The organism is Pontibacter sp. Tf4, assembly GCF_014212495.1.
Taxonomy (GTDB): Bacteria; Bacteroidota; Bacteroidia; order Cytophagales; family Hymenobacteraceae; genus Pontibacter.
Genome location: NZ_JACKZC010000002.1, coordinates 356,786 through 382,299 on the forward strand (window position 1 = coordinate 356,786; position 25,514 = coordinate 382,299).

Below are 25,514 nucleotides of genomic sequence, written 5' to 3' on the forward strand. Positions count from 1 at the left end.
GCTGGCTTCTAAGTTAGCTTCTTTTCTTCAAAAAGATTTGTAATTTATACTTTTGATAAGATTTTAACGGTAAACCCGATGATTTTAAGGACTATCCTGACTATAGTTGGTGCATTTATAGTTTGCAGTGCGGCGTTTGCCAGTACGGTGGTCATCCCGATGGACGAGACACAGAAAGACCACCTGAAATCGTATGGGGCGGCTTACTGGGTGCTTTCCAAAAATGTTTCTGTCGACTGGCTGCTGAATTACCGGGGTGGAAGCTTTGCCTTTACCCATGCTCCGCAACTTGAGAACGAACTTATTGTGCGGGGTATCTCCTACCAGGTTATCTCGGATGCACAATACAATAGCATCCTGAACCAGATCGCCGATCCGGAAGCAAACATGGATATCATGAAGCTGGAGAAAGTACCTAAAGTAGCTGTTTACTCCCCGAAATCGAAAATGCCCTGGGATGATGCCGTTACCCTGGTCCTGACCTATGCCGAAATACCATACGAAGTGGTGTACGACGACGAAATAATGAATGGTGACCTGCCTAAATACGATTGGCTGCACCTGCACCACGAAGACTTTACCGGCCAGTACGGTAAGTTTTATGCCAGCTACCGCCACTACCCCTGGTACCAGGAGCAGCAACGCGAAGCCGATGAAGCAGCAGCCCGCCATGGCTTTAAAAAAGTATCGCAGTTAAAAATGGCAGTCGTGAACAAGATAAAGGATTTTTGTGCCGGCGGTGGTTTCCTGTTTGCCATGTGTTCTGCTACCGACACTTACGACATTGCCCTGGCAGCCGAAGGCATAGATTTTATTGAAAGTATGTACGACGGCGACGGCGCCGACCCGAATGCGCAGCAGAAACTGAACTATAGCAACACCTTTGCCTTCCGTGATTTTACGCTGGTACGCAACCCGTTGGAGTACGAATACTCCAACATAGACATGCAGCCACAGGAACGCCCGGTAACCGAAGCCAACGATTACTTTCAGTTGTTCACCTTCTCTGCCAAATGGGACCCCATCCCGACCATGCTGACGCAGAACCACGCTAAAACTATAAAAGGCTTTATGGGACAGACCACGGCCTTCAGAAAAGGACTTGTAAAACCGGAAGTGGTTGTGATGGGCGAAAACAAAGAACTGGGTGAAATCAGGTACATGCACGGCACTTACGCCAAAGGCACCTGGACTTTTTACGGTGGCCACGACCCCGAAGACTATCAGCACCTGGTAGGCGAAGACCCGACCGACCTGGCCCTGCACCCAAACTCACCAGGGTACCGGCTGATCCTGAACAACATCCTGTTTCCGGCGGCTAAAAAGAAAAAGCAGAAAACGTGATGTGGTGTTATCGCTGATTTACTTCCGCTTGTTGATTCGCTCAAGGGCTGCTTTCAGGCCAGACCGGAAACGTTTAACCTGGCCGGAAATGCCCTCTGTGTTTACAAAAATGGTGTTATGCTCCGGCGCCTGCTCAGCCACCGGCCTTGTCAGGGTATAGTAGTAAGTCGCCAGCGATTTGCGGGTAACACCATCCGGTACGTTCAGTTTTTTAGGATGCCCGTGATACGATATTTCGTTTGTTTCGAAGATCACACAACGGTTAAAGGACGGGGCAATGCTGGTCATTAAACGGTTGTGTCCTTCTGTCAGAGCCCATAGTTCGAGGTAGCCGCCATAGTTCTCCTCCCAGTTTTTGTTCAGGTAAACCAGCACGTTCAGTCTGCGGTAATACTTTGTAGCCGGGTGTACATTATAGTCTACATGCACATTCAGGAAAGCCCCGTTTGTGGATTGGTGCAGCCCGCCGCCAAATAATGATTCATCGGCTATCAGTGGCTCTTCTATGCCCGTCAGTTGTTGCAGCCAATCCAGAAATGTTTCAGAGTTCAGTTCACCAAACACCTGGTCAAAAACATCTCCTTTCTCAAACCTGGTTTTCTGAAATTTATTTTGCTGATCAATATAGGTAGTGTTGTCCCAGACACCGTCGGTAGTTGCAGGATAAGCTTCCAGTAAAGTCGCAGCTGCATCAGGCTTCAGAAATCCATCTATTACCACAAACCGGAAAGGCTGCTGCGCCCTGTACTTCTCTGTCAGTGCACTGAGCTGTTGTTTCAGAAAATCCAGGTTGATGTAATGCATAGTAGATTGCTGAAATGAAGTTGCCTATAGTTTATAGTGTGCTATAGTTTGATTAGCCCGCCTGTACTTAAATTAACTTAAGCGTTGCTATAGTTGGCTTGCTATACCTGAACTATAGTTTGGAACAGAAATGCTACAGGTCTTAACTTTATTTCCTTCTCTTAATGCATTCTGTCCGGGCGGGGCTCCAGACTGCGAATGATGTTGGCCTCTATTTCGAGTAATTCGTTTAGGCGGGCATCTACTTCTGCGGCGGGCATGTACTCTTTGGCCAGTTTCACAAAGCTCACGTAATGCCCTGCCTCCGATACCATCAGCTCGTAATAAAATTTCTGTAGTTCCTCGTCCTGTATGTTTTTCCAGAGCAATTTAAAACGCTCGCAGCTACGGGCTTCGATCAGGGCGTTCACCAGCAGGTGGTCCATGAGTTGGCGCTCGCGTTTGTTTCCTTTCCGGATGTGTTTGGACAGCTCTACCACGTATTCGTCCGGCCGGTTTCTGCCCAGGCCGTAGCCACGCTTTTTCAACTGTTCCAGCACCCGTTCAAAGTGGCTCCACTCCTCGGCCACCAGGTCCGTCATTTCCTCTACCAGCCGTGTTTTGTCCGGGTACTTTACGATAAGCGAGATGGCTGATGTGGCCGCTTTCTGCTCGCAATAGGCATGGTCTACCAGTATATCTTCTATATTTTTCTCGGCAATGTTTACCCAACGCGGATCGGTTGGCAGGTGCAGGCGAAGTATAGTTTTAGTAGGCTGTTGCGTGGTAGACATAGAAATCAGAAAACAACAATTAAAAAAATAACACTTATAGTTTAATCAAAGAACATCCACTTCAGACCGAAGGTAAAGCTGCGGCGAAGTCCCGGATAACCAGGTGTTTCGAAATAACCCGGCTCCCAGATATTGAAATTAACATGGGCTACTTTTAGGAATACGTTCAGTGTTTTTATATCCGCATTGATAAACACATCAAACACCGGGTAATCTATAGTTGTCAGGTCGTTTTGCAGGTAAAACTGCTGCGTAACCGGCATGTAGGCATCCGGCTTGTAAGCCGATGGCATCGTCATTTCGACACCTACCTGCGTGAAAAGTGCCTTTTTGAACAGGAAACCCTGGTAGTATAGTTTGGAATTTACCAGCCACTCCGGAATACGGATAGCAGGTGCTTCATCGGTGTTGGTGTAATGCACAAAATTCTCGAAGTGGAAACTGCCGAACCGCAGATGATGCGCCAGTTCTGCTTCCAGCAATTGCTGATTGCCACTGAACTGCGTAGGCTCTGCATCAAAACCATAGGTTACGTACCGGCTGATGTGTGTATAGGCACCCATCAGGCGCAGGTGCAGCCGGTTGCCGAACTGATGGCGTAAGCTGGCCTGACTCCTGTCGGTTATGGTTGCATCCAGGTCGGTGTTCCAGTTAAAATGGTTGCTGATAATGCGCTGCTGCATGAGCGTAGGCGACTGGCGTACGCGGGCCTGCGAAAACTCAAGTCCTTTTAACCGGGCCGAGGCATACAATCTATAGTTGTCGGCCAGTTGGTACTCGCCTTCACCGTACAAAAGATACTTGTCCTGGTAATGCAGTTGAAATTCGCCGCCTAACAGTACCTGGTTCTCAGCTTCTACGCCCGTTACCAGGCCACGGATGGCAGTTGTGTCGGGGTTAAGTGGCTCTACAGCGCTATAGTTTACTTTGCTGTTACGCAGTTTTGCATACGCTTTAAAATACGAAATGCTGGATCTGCCCGTCAGGCCAAACTCATTCTCAAACTCACGGTATTGGGTCTCGTCGTCTGTAAACCGGTTGCTGTAAATAGTGCGTGGGTAAAAGACAAGCTCGTTGTTCTTGTTAAACGGAATTGCGTTATCCTGGTAATTGGTATTCTGGCTGCGCCAGTCCATGCGGTGGTACGCTTTCAGGTTATCACCTACCACCTTAAACATGTGCAGCAGGTGGTAGTTGTGGCGCATTTCCTGGGTGCTGGCCTGTGTCAGGTAAACCACTGCATTCTCGTACAGGAACAGGCTGTCCTGTCCGAAATTCTCGGTGGGGTTAATGCCGCCGCTTTCGATCTGCTCGTGGTTGAGGTGCGTATAGTTGGCAAACAGGGCATATTTCTGGTTCTTTGACTGAAAGTGTGTAAACACCTTCACCGCCTGGTTATCGATCAAGCCATCGCCAAGCAAACTTGTGGAACCGATCTGCTTGTTGGCCGAAATGATCCGGTAGGCTACCCCGAAGTTCATTTGTTTGGTAATGTTCCGGGCATAGATCCCTTCAAAAACGGTCTCACCGCGGGCACCCTGCACATAATATAAATGCGAGTAAGGCGAGCGGGTATCAAAGTAATTTATAGTTGCCGGGTCGTAGGCATACCTGTCGAAGGCATTTTTACCGAAGCGCACGCCAATACGGGTAGGTAACTGGTACAGGATGGGCTTAGATGCCGTACCTACATTGCCCAGTTGCTGGTAAAATGTAGTGTCCTGAAGCCAGTAGCGCTGGTTGTGCATGTTCTGGAGGGTGGTGTCAATGCGCTGCTCACGGTAGCGGCCTTCCAGTACATCGTTCTCGTATAGTTGCAGGGTTGTTTTAGGGCCGTACAGGTTGCGGGTCGTATCATCCAGTATGGCACCGGGACGGCCAAGCTTTACAGAATCCTGCAGGGTGGCATTATTGGGTTGCTGGCCCTGTTGCTGTTGCTGGGTATTGTTATTCTGTGGGCGCTGCTGTCCGGGCCGGGAGCCTGAACGCGTAGGTTGCCGCTGTCTTACCTGCCCGATGGCGTCGGTAACGAACAGTAACGAAAGCACAAACAGAAGTATGGATAGGCTTTTGAGTCTCACAGGAGCAAAATTAGTGTTTTTATCCAACATACAGCAGGCAAAGCCATACAGGTTTATAGTTTATAGTAACTTCTGACGTGTTGCAGGATCAGCTCGTTAAACGTATCGCCGCCTTCCAGAAAGTATACTTCTATCGGAACCGAAAAGACAGGCAGCGGGCTGACAAGTTCCTGCAGGCCGGCATCGAGCAGTTTTACAGCATCTTTTCGCGTGGTCAGCACCACTGTTTCAGGTGGGTATTCCTGTAGTTGCTGTTTCAGCGCGGCCAGGTCTGCGGGTTTGTAACTATAGTGGTCGGGGTATTGCAGATGCTTGTGTATCTTAAAGTTATGTTTCTGCAGATGAGCTTTGAGCGGAGCCGGGTTGGCAATGCCTGTGAGCAATACCACATGTGTCCCGATATGCGCCGGGCGCCCAACCTGTACAAACTGCCCGTACCGGAAACCTGTAAAGAAAACCGGAGCACTGCGGCGGCTATAGGTATGTATCATACGGGCAATGTGCTGCATTTCGCCTTCATGCAGCGAGGCAGGGCATTTAGTAACAAGAACAGCATCGGCACGCCGGGCTCCTTTCCGCGATTCGCGAAGCAGGCCGGCAGGCAGAATACGGTCTTTATAAAATAAGCGGTTATAGTCTGTCAGCAGCAGGTTTAAGGATGGCTGTATGGCCCGGTGCTGCATGGCATCATCCAGCACAATTACTTCAGGCGGCATCGGCAGTTGTAACAGCTGCTCAACGCCTGCCACTCTCTTCTCGCTTACGGCCACCTGCACATCCGGGAAGTCTTTGTGATACTGATACGGTTCGTCGCCTATAGTAGCAGCAGTGGCTGTTTCATCAGCTAAAATGTAGCCTTTGGTAGTGCGTTTGTACCCGCGGCTCAGGGCGGCCACCTTATAGTTACGAAGCAGGCGCAGCAGGTACTCTACGTGAGGAGTTTTGCCAGTTCCGCCAACGGTTAAATTACCTACGGCAATTATTGGCAGCTCAAACTTACGCGATGCGAACCAGCCTTTGTTGTACGCCGTATTCCGCAGCGCAGTAACCCCGCCATACAGGGCAGCAAAAGGCCAGAGCAACAGTTTCAGTTTATCCATGTAAGTTTGTATCAGAAGCAAATTTAAAATTAATTTTAACCTCCTTACGTAAGGCAGTAAAATTATACCCGATAAACGATGCCACAGATAAAAGATATTGTACAGGTGCTGGAGCAATACGCACCACCCGCTTACCAGGAAAGCTACGACAATGCCGGCCTGCAAACCGGAAACCCGACTGATGAGGTAACCGGCGTGCTGATAGCCCTGGACTGCACCGAAGCTGTATTAGACGAGGCCCTTGAGAAAGGCTGCAACATGGTGGTGGTCCATCACCCGGTCATTTTTAAAGGGGTCAAATCCCTGACGGGCAAAAGCTATGTGGAGCGCACTATTATAAAGGCCATTCAAAACAACATCGCCATTTATGCCTCGCATACCAACCTCGATAGTGTACACAACGGCGTAAATGCCAAAATTGCCGAGAAACTGGAACTGCAGCACGTAAAAATGCTCAGCAGCAAACCACATACGCTTATGCAGCTGGCTTTCTTTGTGCCAGTTGATAATACAACTGCAGTGCTGGATGCCATCCACAAGGCCGGTGCCGGTCAGATAGGCGAATACAGCAACTGCAGCTTCCAGGTAACAGGCACAGGCCGCTTCACTCCTTCCGAAAATGCCGACCCAACTATAGGCGAGCCCTGCAAACCCGAGCAGGTACAGGAAAACCGCGTGGAAGTGATCTTTCCGGCTTTTCTCAAAAATAAAATAATGACGGCGTTGCTGGCTGCACATCCATACGAAGAAGTAGCCCATTATTTAACCCTGCTCGAAAATCAGAACCAGGAAGTAGGCATTGGCATGATCGGCGAACTGAAAGAGGCGCTGTATGAGGACCAGTTTTTAGCGTATCTGAAAGATAAAATGAACCTGCAGGGACTTCGTTACACCTCTATTGGTGGGAAGCAGATAAAAAAAGTGGCGGTTTGTGGCGGAGCCGGTAGTTTTCTGACAAAAGATGCAATGCGCTCAGGGGCTGATGCTTTTGTGACCGGCGACGTAAAATACCACGAGTTTTTTGATGCAGAAGGTCAGCTGATGATTGCCGATATAGGCCACTACGAGAGCGAAGTCTATACAAAGGAGATTTTTTATGATACTATATCAAAAAACTTTCCTAATTTTGCAGTCTATTTATCAAATGTAAACACAAACCCTATCAGATACACTTTTTAATACATGGAAAGTACGGTAGCCAGTAAATTAGAAGCACTGCTAAAGCTTCAGAGCATCGATTCGCAGCTTGATGAAATTAGACGCGTGAGAGGAGACTTACCTGAAGAGGTTCGTGACCTGGAAGATGAGATAGAAGGCTATGAGGTACGTGTTCGTAAGTTTGATGATGAAGTTGCAGCCCTGAACGATTCTATCGCGCAGCGCAAGCAGTCAATCAAAGACTCCGAGTCGCTGATCCGCAAATACGAAGACCAGCAGCAGAACGTACGCAACAACCGCGAGTACGACGCTATCACAAAAGAGATAGAACTGCAGAAACTGGACATCCAGGTTGCAGAGAAAAAGATCAGAGAAGCACACTACCAGATCGAGCAGAAGATCGCTGAGATCGAAGGCACAAAGAACCGCCTGGAAGAGCGCAGAAAAGACCTTGACAACAAAAAGCACGAACTGGATCAGATCGTTTCGGAGAGCGAAGAAGAAGAAAACAAGTTAACGCAGGAAAGAGAAACCGCTTCTCATGACATTGAAGAGCGCCTGCTTTCTGCTTACAACCGTATCCGCAAAAACGTACGTAACGGCCTTGCTGTTGTGCAGGTGAAGCGTGATGCCTGCGGTGGTTGCTTCAACACGGTTCCTCCTCAGCGTCAGGCTGATATTGCAGCTCAGAAAAAAGTTATCGTTTGCGAACATTGCGGCCGTATTCTGGCTGGTGTTGAGCAGCGTGTATTCTAATTCAGAAAGTTGCGCGTAGATCGCTTACATATTATCTTAAAAAGGATGGCTCAACCCCATCCTTTTTTTTTATGGCTGGCCCTCCTCTGCCTGTCCCTGCCCTCTTTTGCCAGCCCGCACCTGAACAAGCAGCTAACTATAGCCTATACCGAAGCGCTTAAACTAAGGCTCAGCAAGGCTAAATCTATAGTTGAAGCCCAAAGCCAGCAGAATGCAGTAACTATCCTGTTAAGCAACTATACTGATTTTCTGACCATCTGCACCGAACAAAACCAGGGGGAGATTCCGGCGTTGCTGAAGCGACAGGAAAAAAGACTGGAGAAGCTGGATGATGTAGCCGAAAAATCAGCTTGGGTGGCTTACGCGAAGGCCGAGATCAGAGCCCAGTTAGCCATGAGTGAGTTACTGTTCGGCAACCGTGTGGCTGCTGCCTGGCATTTCCGGAAAGCCTACCACCAGTTTCAGGACAACACTGAAAAATACCCGGACTTTATCCCAAACTATAAGACGCTGGGTGTATTGCAGGTGCTGTTAGGCTCGGTGCCAGATCAGTATAAATGGTTTCTGAATATCATGGGCATGGGCGGCAACACCGAAACCGGTCTGAAAAATCTGCGGCTGGCAGCTAACTCGCCTAACCTTTTCCAGAACGAAGCCAAAGTCTTGCACGCCCTGCTCCTTCAGCTGCTCGACGAAGACAATGCCCAATCGACTTTAAAAGAAATAACTACGCTTACCAAAGCCCAACCCGATAACCTGCTGTTCAGTTTTGTGGCGGTGTTGCTGCACAAAAAAGCCAAGCAAGGCGACATGGCCCTGCAACTTTACCAGGTCCGGCCGACCGGCCCTACTTATAGTTCGTTTCCCTACCTGCATCACCTGGCCGCCGACCTGTACCTGTTCCGCGGCGACTATGAAGCATCGGTTAAAGAGAACCGCCTTTTCCTGCAGCAGCACAAGGGGATACATTATGTGAAGGCCGCCAATTTTAAACTATACCTCGCTTACCTTTTAGGCGATCATAGCCCACAGGCAAAATGGCATTACCAGCAGGTGCGCCAGGTTGGCAAAGCCCTGACCGAAGAAGATAAATATGCTGAGAGCTTTGTGAGCCGAAACGAGCAACCCAACCGGCAACTGCTGCTCGCACGGCTCCATTCTGATGGGGGCTATTTTGAAAAAGCCCTAAAAGAAGTATCGAAGCTGGAAATTACCCGCGATACGCCAGTGCCGGTACAAGCTGAATATTATTACCGCAAAGCGCGCATTTACCATGGTACCAACCAACCAGAGCAGGCGCTGAAGTACTATGAGTCCACAATAACCGCCAGCGGCGATGCACCTTTATACTTTGCGCCAAATGCCGCACTGCAAAGTGGTTACCTTTACCAGCAGCAAAAGCAATACAATAAAGCCCGTGCCTGTTACCAGCAAGCCCTGAACTATAGCGGATATGTCTACAGCAACAGCATACAAGCCAAAGCAAAATTAGCACTTACCACACTCCCGTAACTTATGCCAACTATAGACATAAACTATAGCGACCTGCCTGTTTCCCCGGAAGCGTTACGCCTGAAAGTTCTGGCCTGGGCTGATACATTTCCATTAGTGGCTTATTATTACGATCATCAGTTACCTTACCCGCACCAGGGTTTCCGGCACATGCTTGCCGTTTCAGCTGGAAAGCCGCTGACTATAGATCATAACAACCCTTTCGAAAGCCTGCGCGCCCAACTACAGCAAAAGCAACTGCTCTGTGGCTACCTGGGCTACGACCTGAAGAACAGCATCGAAAAACTACACAGCTCCCACCCTGATGGACTTGGCTTTCCAGAACTGTTTTTCTTTGTTCCTGATGTTATCCTGCACTTTAATGAGAGTGGTGTAACTATAGAATACACAGATGCTTATAGTGAAAGTGTTCTGCAAACTATAGTTGCTACCCCTGTACCTGAACCTGTTAAGCCGGAAGGCATTATCATACAGCAAAGGGTTGCCCGGCAGGACTATATCCGGAACGTGGAGAAGGTGAAGCAGCACATTCTGGAAGGCGATGTGTATGAGCTGAATTATTGCATGGAGTTCTTTGCAGAACAAGCCGATGTTGCACCGCTTCCCCTGTACCTGGCATTGTCCGAAGCATCTCCCACCCCTTTTTCCGGTTACCTGAAATGCAACGATAAGTACCTGCTGTGCGCCTCACCGGAGCGTTTTCTGAAAAAAGAAGGCACAACTATAGTTTCGCAACCTATAAAAGGAACTATAAAACGCGGCAAAACCGAAGAGGAAGATGAGCAGCTGCGCCACCAATTGCGCCACGACGAAAAGGAACTGGCTGAGAACATGATGATCGTGGACCTGGTGCGCAATGATCTGAGTCGTTCCTGTGCTACCGGCTCTGTTAACGTAGAAGAAATGTTCGGGATCTATGGTTTCAGGCAGGTGTGGCAGATGATCTCTACAATAACCGGAAGCATAAAACCCGCTAACGACCTTGTGGATGTGTTATTGGGTGCCTTCCCGATGGGCAGCATGACCGGCGCACCCAAGATCAGTACAATGCAACTCATCGAAGAACTGGAAGTGACAAAACGTGGCCTCTACTCCGGCGCCTTCGGCTATATCACCCCTGTCCAGGACTGCGATTTTAATGTTGTTATCCGGAGCATACAATATAATGCCAGCAAAAAATACCTGTCCTTCATGGTTGGCAGCGCCATCACCTACGACTCCGTACCTGAAAAAGAGTATGAAGAATGTTTGTTGAAAGCACAGGGAATTTTAAAAGTGTTGCAGATATAGTTTATTGTCTATATATTTTACGATTATTCCAACCTTTTTTAATTTAATATGAAAACCTTTACAAAATTAGGTTTTGGTGTTTTAGCCATAGCCTCCCTGTCGCTGAGTAGCTGCGCCTCTACCTACAAACCGTTAGATCCGCCAACTGCGCCTTACACCTTTTCTGAAAAAACAGACGGCCTGGTATATTCTTACCAATATGATCTTCTGCAGAATAAAAGAAATAAGAAGTACGCCAAGCGGGAGACCAAGCATTTAATGCGGGTAGTTGCTGTTAAAATTACCAACACCACCGATTCTACTATTTCAATAGCCAATGACTATAAGTTTATGCTCGGAAATGCTGATGTGGTACCTGTTCCTCCTGCTATTGCAGCCAATAAGCTAAAGCAAGGGGTGCCTATTTACCTGCTGTATTTATTACTTAACGTAAGGATTACTACTGAAGAAAACGGTAAAGAAACAAGCAGTACTTTTATTCCTACAGGCCCTCCTATTGCAGGTTTGAACATGATAATTGCCGCCAACGCCAACAGAAAGTTTAAAGAGGAACTTATCGCCTTCGACATTTCAAATAAGACTGTGGCACCGGGCGAGACAGTATATGGCCTTTTGACACTGCAAACTATAGCTCCCGCCCCGATACGCATTGCAAGACGTAATCCGGTGGGCAATGCACAGCTTAGCACGCAATAAGCAGATTGATTTACAGCCTCTTCATAGAAAACCCCGGTGCCTGCTGCATCGGGGTTTTTAATTTCCTCTGCCATTCTGTCACTTTATTAAACCGGAATGTAGTATATTTGTAGCTCTTAAGCGTTTTAATACCCATGAAGCCAATACTTGATCTTGATTTTATAGATAACCGCACGCCTGAACAGGCTGCTGCCACGCCATCCTGCGACACCCATATTACCAAAGACTCTAACACGGGCCGCGCCCGCAAACTATACATCGAAAGCTACGGCTGCGCCATGAACTTCTCGGATAGCGAGATCGTGTCTTCGATCATGTTTGAGCAGGGTTTTGATACGACAGCAGACATTGCGCAGGCAGACCTGGTGTTTCTGAACACCTGCTCTATCCGCGAAAAGGCGGAACAGACCGTGCGTAACCGTTTAGGTCAGATCAATTATCATAAAAAGCGCAAGCCGGGCATGGTGATCGGTATTCTTGGCTGCATGGCTGAGCGCCTGAAGAAATCGTTGCTGGAAGAAGAAAAGATCGTTGACCTGGTGGTGGGCCCGGATGCATACCGCGACCTGCCGAACCTGATCAGTGAAGTAGACGGCGGCCAGAAAGCCGTGAACGTGCTGCTCTCCCGCGAAGAAACCTATGCCGACATCAACCCGATCCGTCTGAACAGTAACGGTGTGAGTGCCTTTATCTCGATCATGCGTGGTTGCGATAATATGTGCTCTTTCTGCGTGGTGCCGTTTACCCGCGGCCGTGAGCGCTCCAGAGATGCCCATTCCATAGTTAGGGAAGCAAAGGCTTTGGTGGAGCAGGGCTATAAAGAAGTAACACTGCTTGGCCAGAACGTAGACTCTTACAAGTGGGCCTCCGAAGATGGAACAGAAAGCGTGAATTTTGCACAGTTGCTGGAAATGGTGGCTTTGCTGTCACCGGACCTGCGTGTGCGCTTCTCCACCTCGCATCCGAAAGACATTACAGATGAAGTGCTTTATACCATGAAAAAGTACGACAACATCTGCAAATACATACACCTGCCTGCCCAGAGCGGTAACTCGCGCGTGCTGGAACTGATGAACCGCACCTATGACCGTGAGTGGTACATTAACCGCGTAGATGCCATTCGTGCTATATTGGGCGAAGATTGCGGTATTTCTTCTGATATGATCGCCGGTTTCTGCACCGAAACCGAAGAAGAGCACCAGGATACGCTAAGCCTGATGGATTATGTGCAGTACGACTACTCCTATATGTTCTTTTACTCCGAGCGCCCTGGTACGCTGGCAGCCCGCAAACTGGAAGATGACATCCCGCTGGAAGTGAAGAAACGTCGCCTGGACGAGATCATTAACAAGCAGCGCGAAACATCCCTGGCCCGCAACAAACGCGACATCGGCAAAGTGCACAAAGTACTGGTAGAAGGTCCTTCCAAGAAATCAGAAGAGCAGCTGAGCGGCCGCAACGACCAGAACAAAGTGGTGATCTTCGACAAAAAACACTACAAAAAAGGCGATTACGTGAACGTGCTGGTAACAGACTGCAGCGTAGGCACCCTGTTCGGCGAAGCGGTGGATTAGATTTGGAAATTTGAAGATGAGAAAATTTGAAAATTATCTTTTAAAGCATCTTCAAATCTCCACATTTCCAAATCTTCAAATTTAAAACATGCGCAACATCGATATTCAAAGTATAAAACAGCGGTTTGGCATTATCGGCAACTCGCCGCAGCTAAACTATGCCATACAGGTAGCGGTGCAGGTTGCCCCTACCGACATGACCGTGCTCATAACCGGTGAAAGCGGTAGTGGTAAAGAATCCTTTTCCAAGATCATTCATCAGCTGAGCCCGCGCAAACATGGCCAGTTTATAGCTATTAACTGCGGTGCAATACCCGAAGGAACGATAGATTCTGAGCTATTTGGTCACGAAAAAGGCTCGTTTACCGGCGCCCACGACACCCGAAAAGGTTATTTTGAAGTAACCGATGGCGGTACTATTTTCCTGGATGAGATCGGTGAAATGCCGCTGGGTACGCAAGCCCGCCTGCTGCGCGTGCTTGAGAACGGTGAGTTTATTAAAGTAGGTTCGTCAAAGGTACAGAAAACCGATGTGCGCGTGGTAGCTGCTACCAACGTAAACCTGCTGAATGCGGTAGAGAAAGGCCGCTTTAGAGAAGACTTATACTATAGATTAAATACCGTTCCGATCACGGTTCCGCCTCTGCGTGAGCGTGGCGATGATGTATATTTGCTGTTCCGTAAATTTGCCAGCGATTTTGCCGAAAAATACCGCGTTAAATCTATTACCCTAATGCCGGATGCCATTCCGGTGCTGCTGGATTTCCGCTGGCCGGGCAACATCCGTCAGTTAAAGAATATTGTGGAGCAGATATCTGTGCTGGAATATGAGCGGGAAATAGATGCCGAGACCTTGAAGCGCTACCTGCCACGCGAGCAGGCCAGCCATGTACCGGCGCTCCTTAACGCTGAAAAGTCATCAGATCAAAGCTTCTCGGAACGCGACATCCTGTATAAGGTATTGTTTGATATGCGCCGCGACGTGTCGGATCTGAAGAAGCTGGTTTTTGAGATGCTGACACACCAGCCCGCTGAAACAGACCTGCTGAAAGAACATGGCCATTTGTTTGAGAATATCGGGCACTACGATACGCCACATTTCGGTAACCGTCCGTTTCAGACGCAGGAGCAGCACGATGCGTTTTACCTGCCCATGAAACAGGCTCAGCCACACGAGTACGACGATCAAAAAATAGAAGACATTCAGCACGAAAATGCCGAAGAAAGTCTATCTTTAGAAGATAAGGAAAAAGAACTGATCGTGAAAGCGCTGAAGAAACATAACAACAAGCGCAAATACGCCGCCCAGGACCTCGGAATCTCGGAACGAACGCTGTACAGAAAACTGAAACAGTATGAAATTGAAGAATAAGCCGCTTAAAATCTATAGTTTACCCCTGTTCCTGCTGACGCTGCTCTGCAGTGGCTGTGGCGTTTATTCGTTTACCGGTACCACCATTTCCCCGGATATCAAAACTATTTCGATCCAGAACTTTGAGAACCCGACCGGTGAGGGCCCGGCCAACCTGACACAGCTTGTTACCAATAACTTTAAGAACTACTACCGCCGCAATACCAACCTTACCCTGCAACAGCAGGAAGGCGACCTGCAGATTGAAGGCCAGATCGTGAGCTTTACGGTTACACCGGCTGCCATACAGCGCGATGGCGAAATAGACCGTGCCACCCTGAACAGATTGACCTTAGGCGTGCAGGTGCGTTTTACCAACACCGTGAACCCGGATGAAAGCTTCGACCAGCTATTTTCTATCTCGCAGGATTTTGCAGAAGACCGCGACGTAACGCAATTGACCCCTGCCGAAATAGAAAACATGACAGAGCAACTGGTAACGCAGGTATTTAACAGAACAGTAGCCAACTGGTAACCATACATAACAAAGTACAGCATACCCTAATGAACAGATCAGCTTTTCTTGAACTGATACAGAAGGCTTCGGGCATTACAGACCAGCAGACAGCAGAGTTGGAAAAGGTAGCAAGTGCCTTTCCCTACTGCCAGACCGCGCACCTGCTGCTCGCCAAATCTGCCTATGATAAGGGAAGTATGCTCTCTACGCAGCGCCTGCGCCGTGCGGCCTCCTATGCCACCGATCGGCAGTTACTAAAGCGCATTATTTACACATCGCCGGTTACAGCCCCTGCTTTTGATGAAACAGCTGTAGCCACGCAGCCAACTATAGTTACAGAGACTACAGCACCGCTTACCACACAGCCAACTATAGCTGAACCTGAAACTATAGAAAGTGAAGCGCAACCTATAGTTGCAGACACTGATGAAACTATAGTTGAACAAACACAGGCTATAGTTGGAGATGCAGAAGAAACTATAGTTGAGGAAAGTGTTGAGGAGCAAACTATAGTTGCTCCGGCTGACACTATAGAGGAAACTATAGTTGCGGAAGAAGAGATAGAAACACTGGCAGAGGAAGTATATGCTGGTTTTGAAACAGAACAGTCTTTCTCAGAACCGGAAGCTACCCTGCCATCGACTGACATGGTGGAACTGGCCGACCTGCTGAGCATCAGTAGCCTAAGCACCACTTTTACTGACCTGCTGGCGCAACAGCCCGACCTCGAAGCAGCCGATGAAAACTATAGCATTGAGCACAACCAGCACCTGCAAGACACAGAAGAAGCCCTTTATGAGCTGAATACTGATCCAGAGGAGGAATCTATAGTTGAACAAGAGACCATTACTGCAGAGGTTCCGGTCGCTATAGTTGAAGAAGAACCCGCAACTATAGTTACCGATATGCACCCTGAGGACGCAGAAGTAACTTACAATTTCAGTGAGATAGACCGGATGTATGCGGAAGATGCACTGGGTTACTGGATGGGCTCCAGCCGTATGGGCGAAGTGCTGCAGCTGAAAAATGACTATACACGGCCAAAACCTTTCGCGTTCCACCCGGAAATGATCCTGGAGTATAACAAGACACACGAACTGGAAAAAGCCATTCAGCCTGCAACCAACATCCTGAGTGAGCAGCTGGACATTATAGACCAGTTCCTGAAACTGAACCCGCGCCTGAAAACCATGGCCAACCTGAAGCTGAAAGCGGAACCGCAGGAAGACCTTTCACTTAAAAGCTCCAAGATCAAGAAAGGAATGGCCTCCGAAAATCTGGCAAATATCTTTTTAAAACAGGGCAAAGTTAAAAAGGCCATTAAAATATATGAGCTGCTCATTTTGAAAAATCCGGAAAAAAAGAGTTACTTTGCCGAACAGATAGAAAAATTACAAAACCTAAACTAAGATGTACATCGCCCTTATCAGTATTATCGTTTTCATTTGCGTGTTGCTAATCCTGGTTGTGCTTGCACAAAACCCTAAAGGAGGCGGACTTTCCAGCCAGTTCGGAGGCAGCACCAGCCAGCTAATGGGTGTAAAACGTACTGGTGACCTTCTGGAGAAATTGACCTGGGGTTTTGCCATTGCATTAGTTGTTCTGACGCTTGGTACACACATGATGCTGAACTCAGCCAACAACTCATCAACAGGTACAAGCATTAACGAAGAGCGTGCACGCCAGTCGGCATTGCCGGGTGCTCCTGCCGCCGCGCCAGCTGCTGCTGATACAATTACTGCTATCCCTGATGCTGGTGATATTCCGGCTATGATCGATACAGCTAACAACCAATAAGCAAAACACAAACATACTATAACAAGAAGCCAGCCTGTAACAGGTTGGCTTTTTTGTTTGCTACCTCTGCCATTCCTGTCCTGCTGTTCACCACAAAAGTTCCCTTATCTGGCAGAAAATGACAAAATTGTCAGGCTTGGCAGTGGCCGAGGCTGCAAAATTGGCTTAAACTATCGCTAAAACCGGCTTGGCACAGGAAATGATAAGTACTTGTCGGTTCAAATTTCATTTTTAACCATAAAACCTAATAACAATAACAAACTATGTCAATCAGCATTAAACCATTAGCAGACAGAGTAATTGTAGCTCCTGCTGCAGCAGAAGAAAAAACGAAGTCTGGTATCATCATTCCGGACACTGCTAAAGAAAAACCACAGCGTGGCGAGGTAGTAGCCGTTGGCGAAGGCAAAGTGTCTGAGCAAGGTACCTTAATGCAGCCACAGGTTAAAGTTGGCGACCAGGTGTTGTATGGCAAGTATGCCGGTACTGAGATCTCGATTGATGGCGGTGATTACCTGATCATGCGCGAGTCAGATATTCTGGCAGTTCTTTAATCTTATCCAATCTTTAAACTAAAACAGATCATATAAACTATGGCGAAGAATATCACATTTGATGCCGATGCACGTGGCAAAATCAAGGCCGGTGTAGACAAACTGGCGAATGCTGTAAAAGTTACCTTAGGTCCTAAAGGCCGTAACGTAATCATTGACAAGAAATTTGGTGCCCCTACTATTACAAAAGACGGTGTTTCAGTTGCAAAAGAGATCGAGCTGAAGGATGCTATCGAGAACATGGGTGCTCAGCTGGTTAAAGAAGTTGCTTCTAAAACTGCTGACCAGGCTGGTGATGGTACTACAACTGCAACTGTTCTGGCACAGGCTATTTATACTGCCGGTATCAAGAACGTAGCAGCTGGTGCTAACCCAATGGACCTGAAGCGTGGTATCGACAAAGCCGTTAATGCTGTAGTAGAGAACCTGCGTTCACAGTCTAAAAAGATCGAAAACTCTTCTGAAATTGCTCAGGTAGGTACTATCTCTGCCAACAACGATTCTGAGATCGGTAAAATGATCGCTGATGCGATGGATAAAGTTGGTAAAGATGGCGTTATCACGGTTGAGGAAGCAAAAGGTACTGAAACGGAGGTGAAAACTGTAGAAGGTATGCAGTTTGACCGCGGTTACCTGTCTCCATATTTCGTGACCAACGCAGAGAAAATGGAAGCCGACTTCGACAATCCGTTCATCCTGATCTACGACAAGAAAGTTTCTACTATGAAGGAACTGCTGCCAGTATTAGAGCAGGTTGTTCAGACTGGTAAGGGCTTAGTTATAGTTGCTGAAGATGTAGATGGCGAAGCGCTTGCTACCCTGGTAGTAAACAAACTGCGTGGCTCGCTTAAGATTGCTGCTGTTAAAGCTCCTGGCTTCGGCGACAGAAGAAAAGCAATGCTGGAAGATATCGCTATCCTGACTGGCGGTACTGTGATCTCTGAAGAGCGTGGCTACAAGTTAGAGAACGCTACACTGGAGTATCTTGGTAAAGCTGAGAAAGTGATCATCGACAAAGACAACACAACTATCGTGAATGGTGGTGGTTCTAAAGATGATATCGTAGCGCGCGTTAACCAGATCAAGTCTCAGATGGAGTCTACTACATCTGATTACGACAGAGAAAAACTACAGGAGCGTTTAGCAAAACTTTCTGGTGGTGTGGCCATCCTTTACATCGGTGCTTCTACTGAAGTAGAGATGAAAGAGAAGAAAGACCGCGTAGATGATGCCCTGCATGCAACAAGAGCTGCTGTGGAAGAAGGTATTGTAGCGGGTGGTGGCGTTGCCCTGATCCGTGCGCTGGATGCCCTGAATAACATAGACGTGTATAACGCTGATGAGCAGACTGGTGTAAGCATCATTAAAACTGCACTGGAGGCTCCGCTTAGAACTATAGTTGCCAACGCTGGCGGCGAAGGTTCTGTAGTGGTACAGGCTGTTCGTGAAGGCAAAGCTGACTTCGGTTACAATGCCCGCGACGACAAATATGAGAACATGTTCGCAGCCGGTATCATCGACCCAACTAAAGTGACTCGTCTTGCTTTAGAGAACGCAGCTTCGATTGCTGGTCTTCTGTTAACTACAGAGTGTGTGGTTTCTGAAGAGCCTGCTGAAGAAGGTGCTCCTATGGGCGGCGGCATGCCAGGTGGCATGGGCGGTATGGGCGGCATGATGTAATCCGAACATTCCCATAGTTAAACTATAGAAAAGGCCTTGTAGCAATAGCTGCAAGGCCTTTTTGTTTTAAGTGAGAGTTAAGAAATTTAAGAGTTAGTGAAGTAAGAAGTAAGATTTAGGCATACACTGTAAGGTCATTAAAACTTTCCAACATATAATTTTTTAACTTTCTAACTTCTCACCTCTCTAACTCTTACTTCTCTAACTCGTCCTTCTTAAACTTTCTAACTTTCTAACTTTCTAACTCCCTGATGGCTATAGTTATATCGTGTGGGGCAACTTCATCACCTCCAAAATATGGGTATAGTTGGTAGCCTTCGGCTGGGCCGGTACAATGGCGGGGCAGTTCTATAGTTGCGTTGTTTAACCGGAAAATGTATTTGTTGTCCTGCAACACAATTTCGTAAATATAAGCTTTGTTAAGCTCCACCACTCCTACCAGTTCCGACTGCCTTGTTTTGTTCAGGTAACTATAGGCGTGTATTTCTAGGCGGTTATTATACCAGCGCCAACCGAAGCGGGCACTATTACTGTGGTGCTCGGTGCGGCAATCGGCCAGGCCGTATAGTTTGTTAATGTCGCCTTGGTTGGCTTTGTCTGTAGTCTGGTAAATAGCGCTGGCATCAAATGTGGCTTCAAATTTTAACGAGGAAGCCGTGCGCAAAACAAAAGGCGAAGCTGAACTGTGCTCTCCCTTTTTTATCGTGTAAACTATAGTTTGGGCACCTTTAGGCAAATCTAGTGCAGGAGCAACGGCAACCGTCTGGCAGGCGGCAAATGATAAGAGTGAAAGCACAGCACAAAGCTGCCACTTCCGGGTAAAAGAAAACATGAACTGAAATGTAAAAATGTGGCTATAAGTTGAGTTTTAAATATTACAGATAAACTATGTAATAAACTGATCTATAGTTTGTAACATGCCATAGCGCAGCAATTGCAAAAGTATAAAAATTATGAAATAAAAAAGGTCCTGCTAACTAATAGCAGGACCTTTTTACAAACTTATTTTATTGAATGCTTAGCCGCGGCCGTGCATCATATACATCAGCTTTTTGGTAAGCGCGATCAGGATCAGACCTGCTAAGATAACAAAGGCACCGATTGCAGAGAAAATGGTCAAGGCACCAAGCTCTTCTACATAAGACGCAATGTAACCACCTGCGATCTGAGCCACGAACGGCGCCAGGAACCAAACACCCATCAGCATCGATACCAGCGTAACAGGTGCCAGACGTGTTACCATCGACAGACCGATTGGAGAAAGGCAAAGTTCACCAATGGTGTGGAAGAAGTAAGTTGCCAGCAACCACATAATGCTTGCTTTTACTGTTTCGTCTTCAACGCCGCCGCGCTGCATAACAGCACCCACCATAAAGAAGAAACCAACACCCAACAGGATCATACCCAGACCCATTTTGGTAGGTATGCTCAGGTCTTTACCGCGTTTAGCCAGGTATAACCAAACCTGCGCTGTAAGCGGAGCAAACATAACTATAAACAGTGGGTTAACAGACTGGAACCATGATGTAGGGATCAGATAACCGAATACTTCACGGTCGATGTATTTGTCGGTGTAAACCGTTAACGAGCTACCGGCCTGCTCAAAACCAGCCCAGAAGAAGATAACAAAGATCGAAATGATGAAGATAACCGAAACACGGTCGATCTCCTCTTTTGTAAGCTTGTCTTTTTTAACCGGCTGGCCAGAGGCATCGTTCTCTGCTTTTACAGGTTTTAAGCCCAGGTCGCCAAGCAGTTTAGGCGCTAATGCGTTGAATACAATCTGTCCGATTACCATACCGATACCGGCAGCAAGGAAACCGTACTGGAAACCATAGTTAGTTACCGTCTCCACGCCATTAACTACAGCCTTTGTTGCGAAGTAGTCTTCAGCTAAGAAACCGCACACCAGCGGCGCGAAAAAAGCACCGATGTTGATACCCATGTAAAAGATGGTGAACGCTGAATCGCGGCGCGGGTCGCCCTGCGCATACAGGTTACCAACTATAGACGAAATATTTGGCTTAAAGAAACCGTTACCAATAATAAGAAGCAACAGGCCCAGGTACGTCATCTCTACTTTGCCAACGTAAGGCGTAGAGAACAAGCTGAACTGGCCAAGTGCCATCAGCACACCCCCTATCAGAATGGCTTTGCGGTGCCCCAGGTATTTATCGGCCAACCAACCACCTATGATAGGCGTAAAATATACGAAACCGGTAAAGTACCCGTAAATTAATGCTGCGTCGGCTACACTGTACCCCAAACCGCCTTCCATGGCAGTTTTTGTCAGATATAGCATCAAAAGGCCGCGCATACCGTAGTAGCTGAAGCGTTCCCATAGCTCTGTAAAGAACAACAGGTACAGCCCTTTAGGATGTTTTAGATTCTCTTTATCCACCGCAGCATCGGTGGGTTGAAGGTTAACAGACATAGAGTTAGATTAGTTGATTGTTTAGTTAACAATAGATAAGCTTACTTACAAAGAAGGTAAATATATTAGATTAGCGACAAACAGCAAAATATTTTCGTTTTATAGTGTGTCGGGCGCACCGTGCAGATATAAATATCGTAACAGTTACTTAGATATATTATTTTTAATATTTTTGTACCATTATATAAGAACACCACCTTATTTCAATTAACCCAAAAAATTTCAAATGAAAGAATCTGGACATAAATCTAATGCAGTAGGTTTAGACAGCTTAGGTATTAAAGAGGCGAAAGAAGTGCTTTGGAACCTGAGTCCGGCTGAACTGGTGGAAGAAGCCATTAAGAACGGCGAAGGTTACCTGACCGACACCGGCGCTTTAATGTGCGACACCGGAAAATTTACAGGCCGCTCTCCTAAAGACCGCTTTGTAGTAAAGGATGCCAAAACAGAAAATTCTGTTTGGTGGGGAGACATTAACATTGCTTTTGATCCGGAGAAATTTGACCAGCTACAAGCTAAAATGGTTGATTTCCTGAAAGACAAAAAACTGTATGTACGTGACGCTTACGCAGGTGCTCACCCGGAATACCGTTTGAATCTGCGCATCGTTAACACACAGGCGTGGCAGAACTTATTCTGTAACAACATGTTCCTGCGCCTGACCGAAGAAGAGTTGGCAAATCACAACCCTGAGTTTACGATTATCTGTGCCCCTGAGTTTCAGGCAGATCCGGAAGTGGACGGCACCCGCCAGGCTAACTTCGCCATCATCAACTTCACCAAGAACATGATCCTGATCGGTGGTACAGGCTATGCCGGCGAAATGAAGAAAGGCATTTTTGGTGTGCTGAACTATATCCTGCCACACGAAAAGAACACCCTGTCGATGCACTGCTCTGCCAACGTAGGCAAAGACGGTGACACTGCTATTTTCTTCGGACTGTCCGGTACCGGTAAAACAACCCTTTCTGCTGACCCTAACCGCGGCCTGATTGGTGATGACGAGCACGGCTGGGCTGCTGACTCGGTATTCAACTTCGAAGGTGGCTGCTACGCTAAAGTGATCGACCTGACCCGTGAAAAAGAACCGCAGATCTGGGATGCGATTAAATTCGGAGCTATAGTTGAGAACACCCGTTTTGTAGAAGGAACGCGTACCGTAGACTATACAAACAGCTCTGTAACAGAGAATACACGTACCGCCTACCCTATTTACCACATCGATAACGCCGTTGAGCCATCAAGAGCAGATATCCCTAAAAATATCTTCTTCCTGACAGCTGATGCGTTTGGTGTGCTGCCTCCGATCTCAAGACTGAACGCAAGCCAGGCCATGTACCACTTTATTTCTGGTTATACCGCGAAGGTTGCCGGTACAGAGGTTGGTATCACAGAGCCACAGACTACTTTCTCAGCTTGCTTCGGCGCTGCTTTCCTGCCATTGCACCCAACCAAATATGCCGAAATGCTGGGCAAGAAGATGGAAGAGAACAACGTAAACGTATGGCTGGTTAACACAGGCTGGACAGGTGGTCCTTACGGTATTGGTTCGCGCATGAAGCTACCTTATACGCGTGCCATGATCACGGCTGCCCTTAACGGCGAACTGAACGATGTAAGCTACACCAAGCACCCGATATTTGGTATCGAGATGCCGGATAGCTGCCCTAATGTACCTGCTGAGATCCTGAACCCACGTAACACCTGGGCTAACAAGGAAGAGTACGATACCAAAGCGGCAGACCTGGCTTCTAAATTCGTGAAGAACTTCGGTAAGTATGCGGAGTATGCCAACGATGATATTTTAGCTGGTGCCCCACAGGTAGAAGTAGCTACCAACTAAGCCCAAACTATAGTTAGTAAAAGCCCCGTTGCCAATAGTAGCGGGGCTTTTATATTTTTAAGAGACAGTATCAGCATAAATTTTATAGTTTCGTAACTATAGTTAGATTGATGTGAGCTGACTTATCTGAAATTTATAATTATTAATTCCTAATTCTTAATTTAACAAACGTGCACCTGTTCTATACACCGGATATTACCACAGAATTTTACACGCTGAGCGAAGAAGAATCGAAACACTGCACACGTGTATTACGATTGCATCAGGGCGATACCGTTTACCTGGTAGATGGTGTAGGTGGATTGTATACGGCTATCATACAGGATGCGAACCCTAAAAAGTGCCAGCTGCAGATCATCGATAAACAGATCGAGTATGGCAAATTGCCTTACATTTCGCATATAGCGGTGGCACCTACCAAAAATATAGACCGCATGGAATGGTTTGTAGAGAAGGCCGTAGAGATTGGGGTAAGCGAAATTACGTTCCTGTTGTGCGAGCATTCGGAGCGCCGGCAGCTGCGCCTTGACAGGCTGGAAAAAATAGCCGTGAGCGCCATGAAGCAATCTCAGAAAGGTTATTTGCCCCTGCTGCACGACATGACACCTTTCCATAAGTTCATCACGCAGGCTTTGCCAGAAAGTACTTTTATCGCTCACTTAGAAGAAGATGCCACCAAACCTATAAAGCATTACTTTCAGGTAAACCAGCCGCATTGCATCATGATCGGACCGGAAGGCGACTTCTCTGAAGCAGAGATTCAGGCAGCCTATGCAGCGGGTATACGTCCTGTAACGCTGGGCGAAAGCCGATTACGTACCGAAACCGCAGCCCTTGTTGCCTGCCATACGTTACAGGTACTACACGAGATCTATACCGCGTTAGACTGACAGACCATAACTATAGTTTATGAAACGAACCCTGCTCCTGCTGCTTATAGTTTTACTTACCATGCCAGCCATGGCGCAGCGCTATAGTTTAAAAATAGCCAAACTTAAGTACAACGGTGGCGGCGACTGGTACGCCAACAAAACATCCCTGCCCAACCTGATCAAATTCTGCAACCAGAACCTGAACATGAACATCAAACCCGACGAAGATGTAGTGGAAGTTGGCAGCCCGGAGCTTTTTACTTACCCCTTCGTACACATGACGGGCCATGGCAACGTGGTTTTTTCAGACGCAGAAACACAGAACCTGCGCAACTACCTGATCAGCGGCGGCTTCCTGCACATCGACGACAACTATGGCCTGGATAAGTACATCCGGAAAGAAATGAAGAAAGTATTTCCGGAGTATGAGTTTGTGGAGCTCCCTTTCAACCACCCGATCTATAAACAGAAATACACTTTCAAGAACGGCCTACCAAAGATACACGAGCACGACAACAAGCCACCACAAGGCTTTGGCATCATTCACGAAGGGAGGCTGGTTTGCTTTTATAGTTACGAAACCGATTTAGGCAACGGCTGGGAAGACGCAGAAGTTTACAACGATCCGGAAAACAAACGCCGGGAAGCTCTGCAAATGGGCGCCAACATCCTGACATTCGCTCTTACCCAAGGCAGCGGACTACAATAGGACCAGTGATTAACACGATTATTCGAGATTTAACATGATAGAAAATCTTATATAATCAGTTAAATCCATTAAATCACTGGTCTAATATCTCCTGTTAAAAATTTCTGATAAAATAAACGCGTCGCGGGCTGTTTGCGGGTTGCGGAGTATCGATGGGTCGAAGCGGTTAAGCGTGGTTGTGGGCTTTAAACTATAGGCCTTAAACGCATCGTGGTTGGCTATTTCGGCCCGCTTTCTTATAGTTCTTTCTAAGGATACAGCTTCGGGTTGTGTATGCTCAAACCGGCTCACATTATAAGCAGGTTCATGTACTGGTTGCTTTGGCTCAACTATAGTTTTGGCAGTTGTTCTGGCTTGCTCTACCTTAGGCTGCAGTTCACGCAGAATATCCTCAAACGACGTAACCGGAACCGGTGGCCGTTGCTGCGGGCGCTGTACAGGCGGTGCATTCTCGTCCCTGAATTTCTTTGGCTGGCTGTTATCTTCTTTAAAATTCTTCCGGAAGAAGTTGAAAATAAAATACCCGATTGCCAGCAGTATGTAGAATATGACCTTAAAATCTTCCATTAGCTCGTCGTATTACCAAATATAGTGATTTTGAACTATAAATCCTTGCAGGTTATGGCTTCTCCTTCACAAACTATAGAATAAATAAAAACTATAGTTTAA

At 47.3% G+C, this 25,514-nt stretch carries 23 protein-coding genes; 16 read left to right on the forward strand and 7 right to left on the reverse strand.

Translation table 11 applies throughout. The features are described 5' to 3' along the window. The first annotated feature begins 78 nt into the window (after nucleotides 1-78). Nucleotides 79-1,344: an asparagine synthetase B gene (locus tag H7F15_RS04500; protein ID WP_185195757.1), complete on the forward strand. Its 1,266-nt coding sequence runs from the start codon at nucleotides 79-81 to the stop codon at nucleotides 1,342-1,344. Between the two features lie 18 nt (nucleotides 1,345-1,362). On the opposite strand, the gene H7F15_RS04505 is transcribed toward H7F15_RS04500, so the two are convergent. From H7F15_RS04505 to lpxK, 4 genes are all read right to left on the reverse strand, one after another. Continuing rightward, nucleotides 1,363-2,148 (reverse strand): 2OG-Fe(II) oxygenase, encoded by a 786-nt coding sequence (locus H7F15_RS04505; RefSeq protein ID WP_185195758.1) that lies wholly within the window; start codon nucleotides 2,146-2,148, stop codon nucleotides 1,363-1,365. Nucleotides 2,149-2,309: 161 nt separating this feature from the next. Next, the gene (locus H7F15_RS04510) at nucleotides 2,310-2,921 is read right to left on the reverse strand and encodes a tRNA-(ms[2]io[6]A)-hydroxylase (protein ID WP_185195759.1); all 612 of its coding nucleotides are present in this window, start codon (nucleotides 2,919-2,921) and stop codon (nucleotides 2,310-2,312) included. A gap of 41 nt (nucleotides 2,922-2,962) precedes the next feature. Beyond that, nucleotides 2,963-5,002 (reverse strand): putative porin, encoded by a 2,040-nt coding sequence (locus H7F15_RS04515; protein WP_185195760.1) that lies wholly within the window; start codon nucleotides 5,000-5,002, stop codon nucleotides 2,963-2,965. A 53-nt stretch (nucleotides 5,003-5,055) separates the two neighbouring features. After that, nucleotides 5,056-6,102, reverse strand: a complete 1,047-nt coding sequence (lpxK, locus tag H7F15_RS04520) for a tetraacyldisaccharide 4'-kinase (protein ID WP_185195761.1) — start codon at nucleotides 6,100-6,102, stop codon at nucleotides 5,056-5,058. 78 nt (nucleotides 6,103-6,180) lie between these two features. On the opposite strand from lpxK, the gene H7F15_RS04525 reads away from it, so the two are divergent. The 12 genes from H7F15_RS04525 to groL all read left to right on the forward strand — a co-directional run bounded on the left by H7F15_RS04525 (nucleotide 6,181) and on the right by groL (nucleotide 18,987). Next, complete coding sequence (locus H7F15_RS04525) at nucleotides 6,181-7,281, forward strand: Nif3-like dinuclear metal center hexameric protein (RefSeq protein ID WP_185195762.1); 1,101 nt, start codon at nucleotides 6,181-6,183, stop codon at nucleotides 7,279-7,281. 3 nt (nucleotides 7,282-7,284) lie between these two features. Further along, complete coding sequence (locus tag H7F15_RS04530) at nucleotides 7,285-8,016, forward strand: zinc ribbon domain-containing protein (protein ID WP_185195763.1); 732 nt, start codon at nucleotides 7,285-7,287, stop codon at nucleotides 8,014-8,016. A 45-nt stretch (nucleotides 8,017-8,061) separates the two neighbouring features. Further along, the gene (locus H7F15_RS04535; RefSeq protein WP_185195764.1) at nucleotides 8,062-9,528 is read left to right on the forward strand and encodes a lipopolysaccharide assembly protein LapB; all 1,467 of its coding nucleotides are present in this window, start codon (nucleotides 8,062-8,064) and stop codon (nucleotides 9,526-9,528) included. A 3-nt stretch (nucleotides 9,529-9,531) separates the two neighbouring features. Next, nucleotides 9,532-10,818: an anthranilate synthase component I family protein gene (locus H7F15_RS04540; RefSeq protein ID WP_185195765.1), complete on the forward strand. Its 1,287-nt coding sequence runs from the start codon at nucleotides 9,532-9,534 to the stop codon at nucleotides 10,816-10,818. Nucleotides 10,819-10,866: 48 nt separating this feature from the next. Then, complete coding sequence (locus tag H7F15_RS04545; protein WP_185195766.1) at nucleotides 10,867-11,514, forward strand: hypothetical protein; 648 nt, start codon at nucleotides 10,867-10,869, stop codon at nucleotides 11,512-11,514. Between the two features lie 134 nt (nucleotides 11,515-11,648). Beyond that, the gene (miaB, locus tag H7F15_RS04550) at nucleotides 11,649-13,088 is read left to right on the forward strand and encodes a tRNA (N6-isopentenyl adenosine(37)-C2)-methylthiotransferase MiaB (protein ID WP_185195767.1); all 1,440 of its coding nucleotides are present in this window, start codon (nucleotides 11,649-11,651) and stop codon (nucleotides 13,086-13,088) included. An 88-nt stretch (nucleotides 13,089-13,176) separates the two neighbouring features. Then, the gene (locus H7F15_RS04555) at nucleotides 13,177-14,460 is read left to right on the forward strand and encodes a sigma-54-dependent Fis family transcriptional regulator (RefSeq protein WP_185195768.1); all 1,284 of its coding nucleotides are present in this window, start codon (nucleotides 13,177-13,179) and stop codon (nucleotides 14,458-14,460) included. Then, nucleotides 14,444-14,974, forward strand: coding sequence for an LptE family protein (locus H7F15_RS04560; RefSeq protein WP_185195769.1), 531 nt, complete (start codon nucleotides 14,444-14,446; stop codon nucleotides 14,972-14,974). Before H7F15_RS04555 ends, H7F15_RS04560 begins: the two co-directional genes overlap by 17 nt. A 29-nt stretch (nucleotides 14,975-15,003) precedes the next feature. Then, entirely contained in the window at nucleotides 15,004-16,365 is a 1,362-nt protein-coding gene (locus H7F15_RS04565) for a hypothetical protein (protein ID WP_185195770.1), read from the forward strand. A gap of 1 nt (nucleotide 16,366) precedes the next feature. After that, on the forward strand, nucleotides 16,367-16,753 hold the full coding sequence (gene secG, locus H7F15_RS04570; RefSeq protein ID WP_185195771.1) for a preprotein translocase subunit SecG: 387 nt from the start codon (nucleotides 16,367-16,369) through the stop codon (nucleotides 16,751-16,753). A 263-nt stretch (nucleotides 16,754-17,016) separates the two neighbouring features. Continuing rightward, nucleotides 17,017-17,307: a co-chaperone GroES gene (gene groES, locus H7F15_RS04575; RefSeq protein WP_199111582.1), complete on the forward strand. Its 291-nt coding sequence runs from the start codon at nucleotides 17,017-17,019 to the stop codon at nucleotides 17,305-17,307. Between the two features lie 39 nt (nucleotides 17,308-17,346). Continuing rightward, nucleotides 17,347-18,987: a chaperonin GroEL gene (gene groL, locus H7F15_RS04580; RefSeq protein ID WP_185195772.1), complete on the forward strand. Its 1,641-nt coding sequence runs from the start codon at nucleotides 17,347-17,349 to the stop codon at nucleotides 18,985-18,987. 232 nt (nucleotides 18,988-19,219) lie between these two features. On the opposite strand, the gene H7F15_RS04585 is transcribed toward groL, so the two are convergent. After that, nucleotides 19,220-19,819 (reverse strand): hypothetical protein, encoded by a 600-nt coding sequence (locus H7F15_RS04585; protein WP_185195773.1) that lies wholly within the window; start codon nucleotides 19,817-19,819, stop codon nucleotides 19,220-19,222. Nucleotides 19,820-20,005: 186 nt separating this feature from the next. Continuing rightward, nucleotides 20,006-21,421 (reverse strand): peptide MFS transporter, encoded by a 1,416-nt coding sequence (locus H7F15_RS04590; RefSeq protein WP_185195774.1) that lies wholly within the window; start codon nucleotides 21,419-21,421, stop codon nucleotides 20,006-20,008. Nucleotides 21,422-21,647: 226 nt separating this feature from the next. Between H7F15_RS04590 and pckA the strand changes: the two genes are divergently transcribed. The 3 genes from pckA to H7F15_RS04605 all read left to right on the forward strand — a co-directional run bounded on the left by pckA (nucleotide 21,648) and on the right by H7F15_RS04605 (nucleotide 24,845). Continuing rightward, on the forward strand, nucleotides 21,648-23,264 hold the full coding sequence (gene pckA / locus H7F15_RS04595) for a phosphoenolpyruvate carboxykinase (ATP) (protein ID WP_185195775.1): 1,617 nt from the start codon (nucleotides 21,648-21,650) through the stop codon (nucleotides 23,262-23,264). 170 nt (nucleotides 23,265-23,434) lie between these two features. Then, nucleotides 23,435-24,154 (forward strand): 16S rRNA (uracil(1498)-N(3))-methyltransferase, encoded by a 720-nt coding sequence (locus H7F15_RS04600; RefSeq protein ID WP_185195776.1) that lies wholly within the window; start codon nucleotides 23,435-23,437, stop codon nucleotides 24,152-24,154. A gap of 19 nt (nucleotides 24,155-24,173) precedes the next feature. After that, complete coding sequence (locus H7F15_RS04605; RefSeq protein ID WP_185195777.1) at nucleotides 24,174-24,845, forward strand: DUF4159 domain-containing protein; 672 nt, start codon at nucleotides 24,174-24,176, stop codon at nucleotides 24,843-24,845. 81 nt (nucleotides 24,846-24,926) lie between these two features. Here H7F15_RS04605 and H7F15_RS04610 read toward each other — a convergent pair whose 3' ends face one another. Then, nucleotides 24,927-25,412 carry a hypothetical protein gene (locus H7F15_RS04610; protein ID WP_185195778.1) on the reverse strand — a complete coding sequence of 162 codons (486 nt, stop codon included), beginning with the start codon at nucleotides 25,410-25,412 and terminating at the stop codon, nucleotides 24,927-24,929. Nucleotides 25,413-25,514 lie beyond the last annotated feature (102 nt).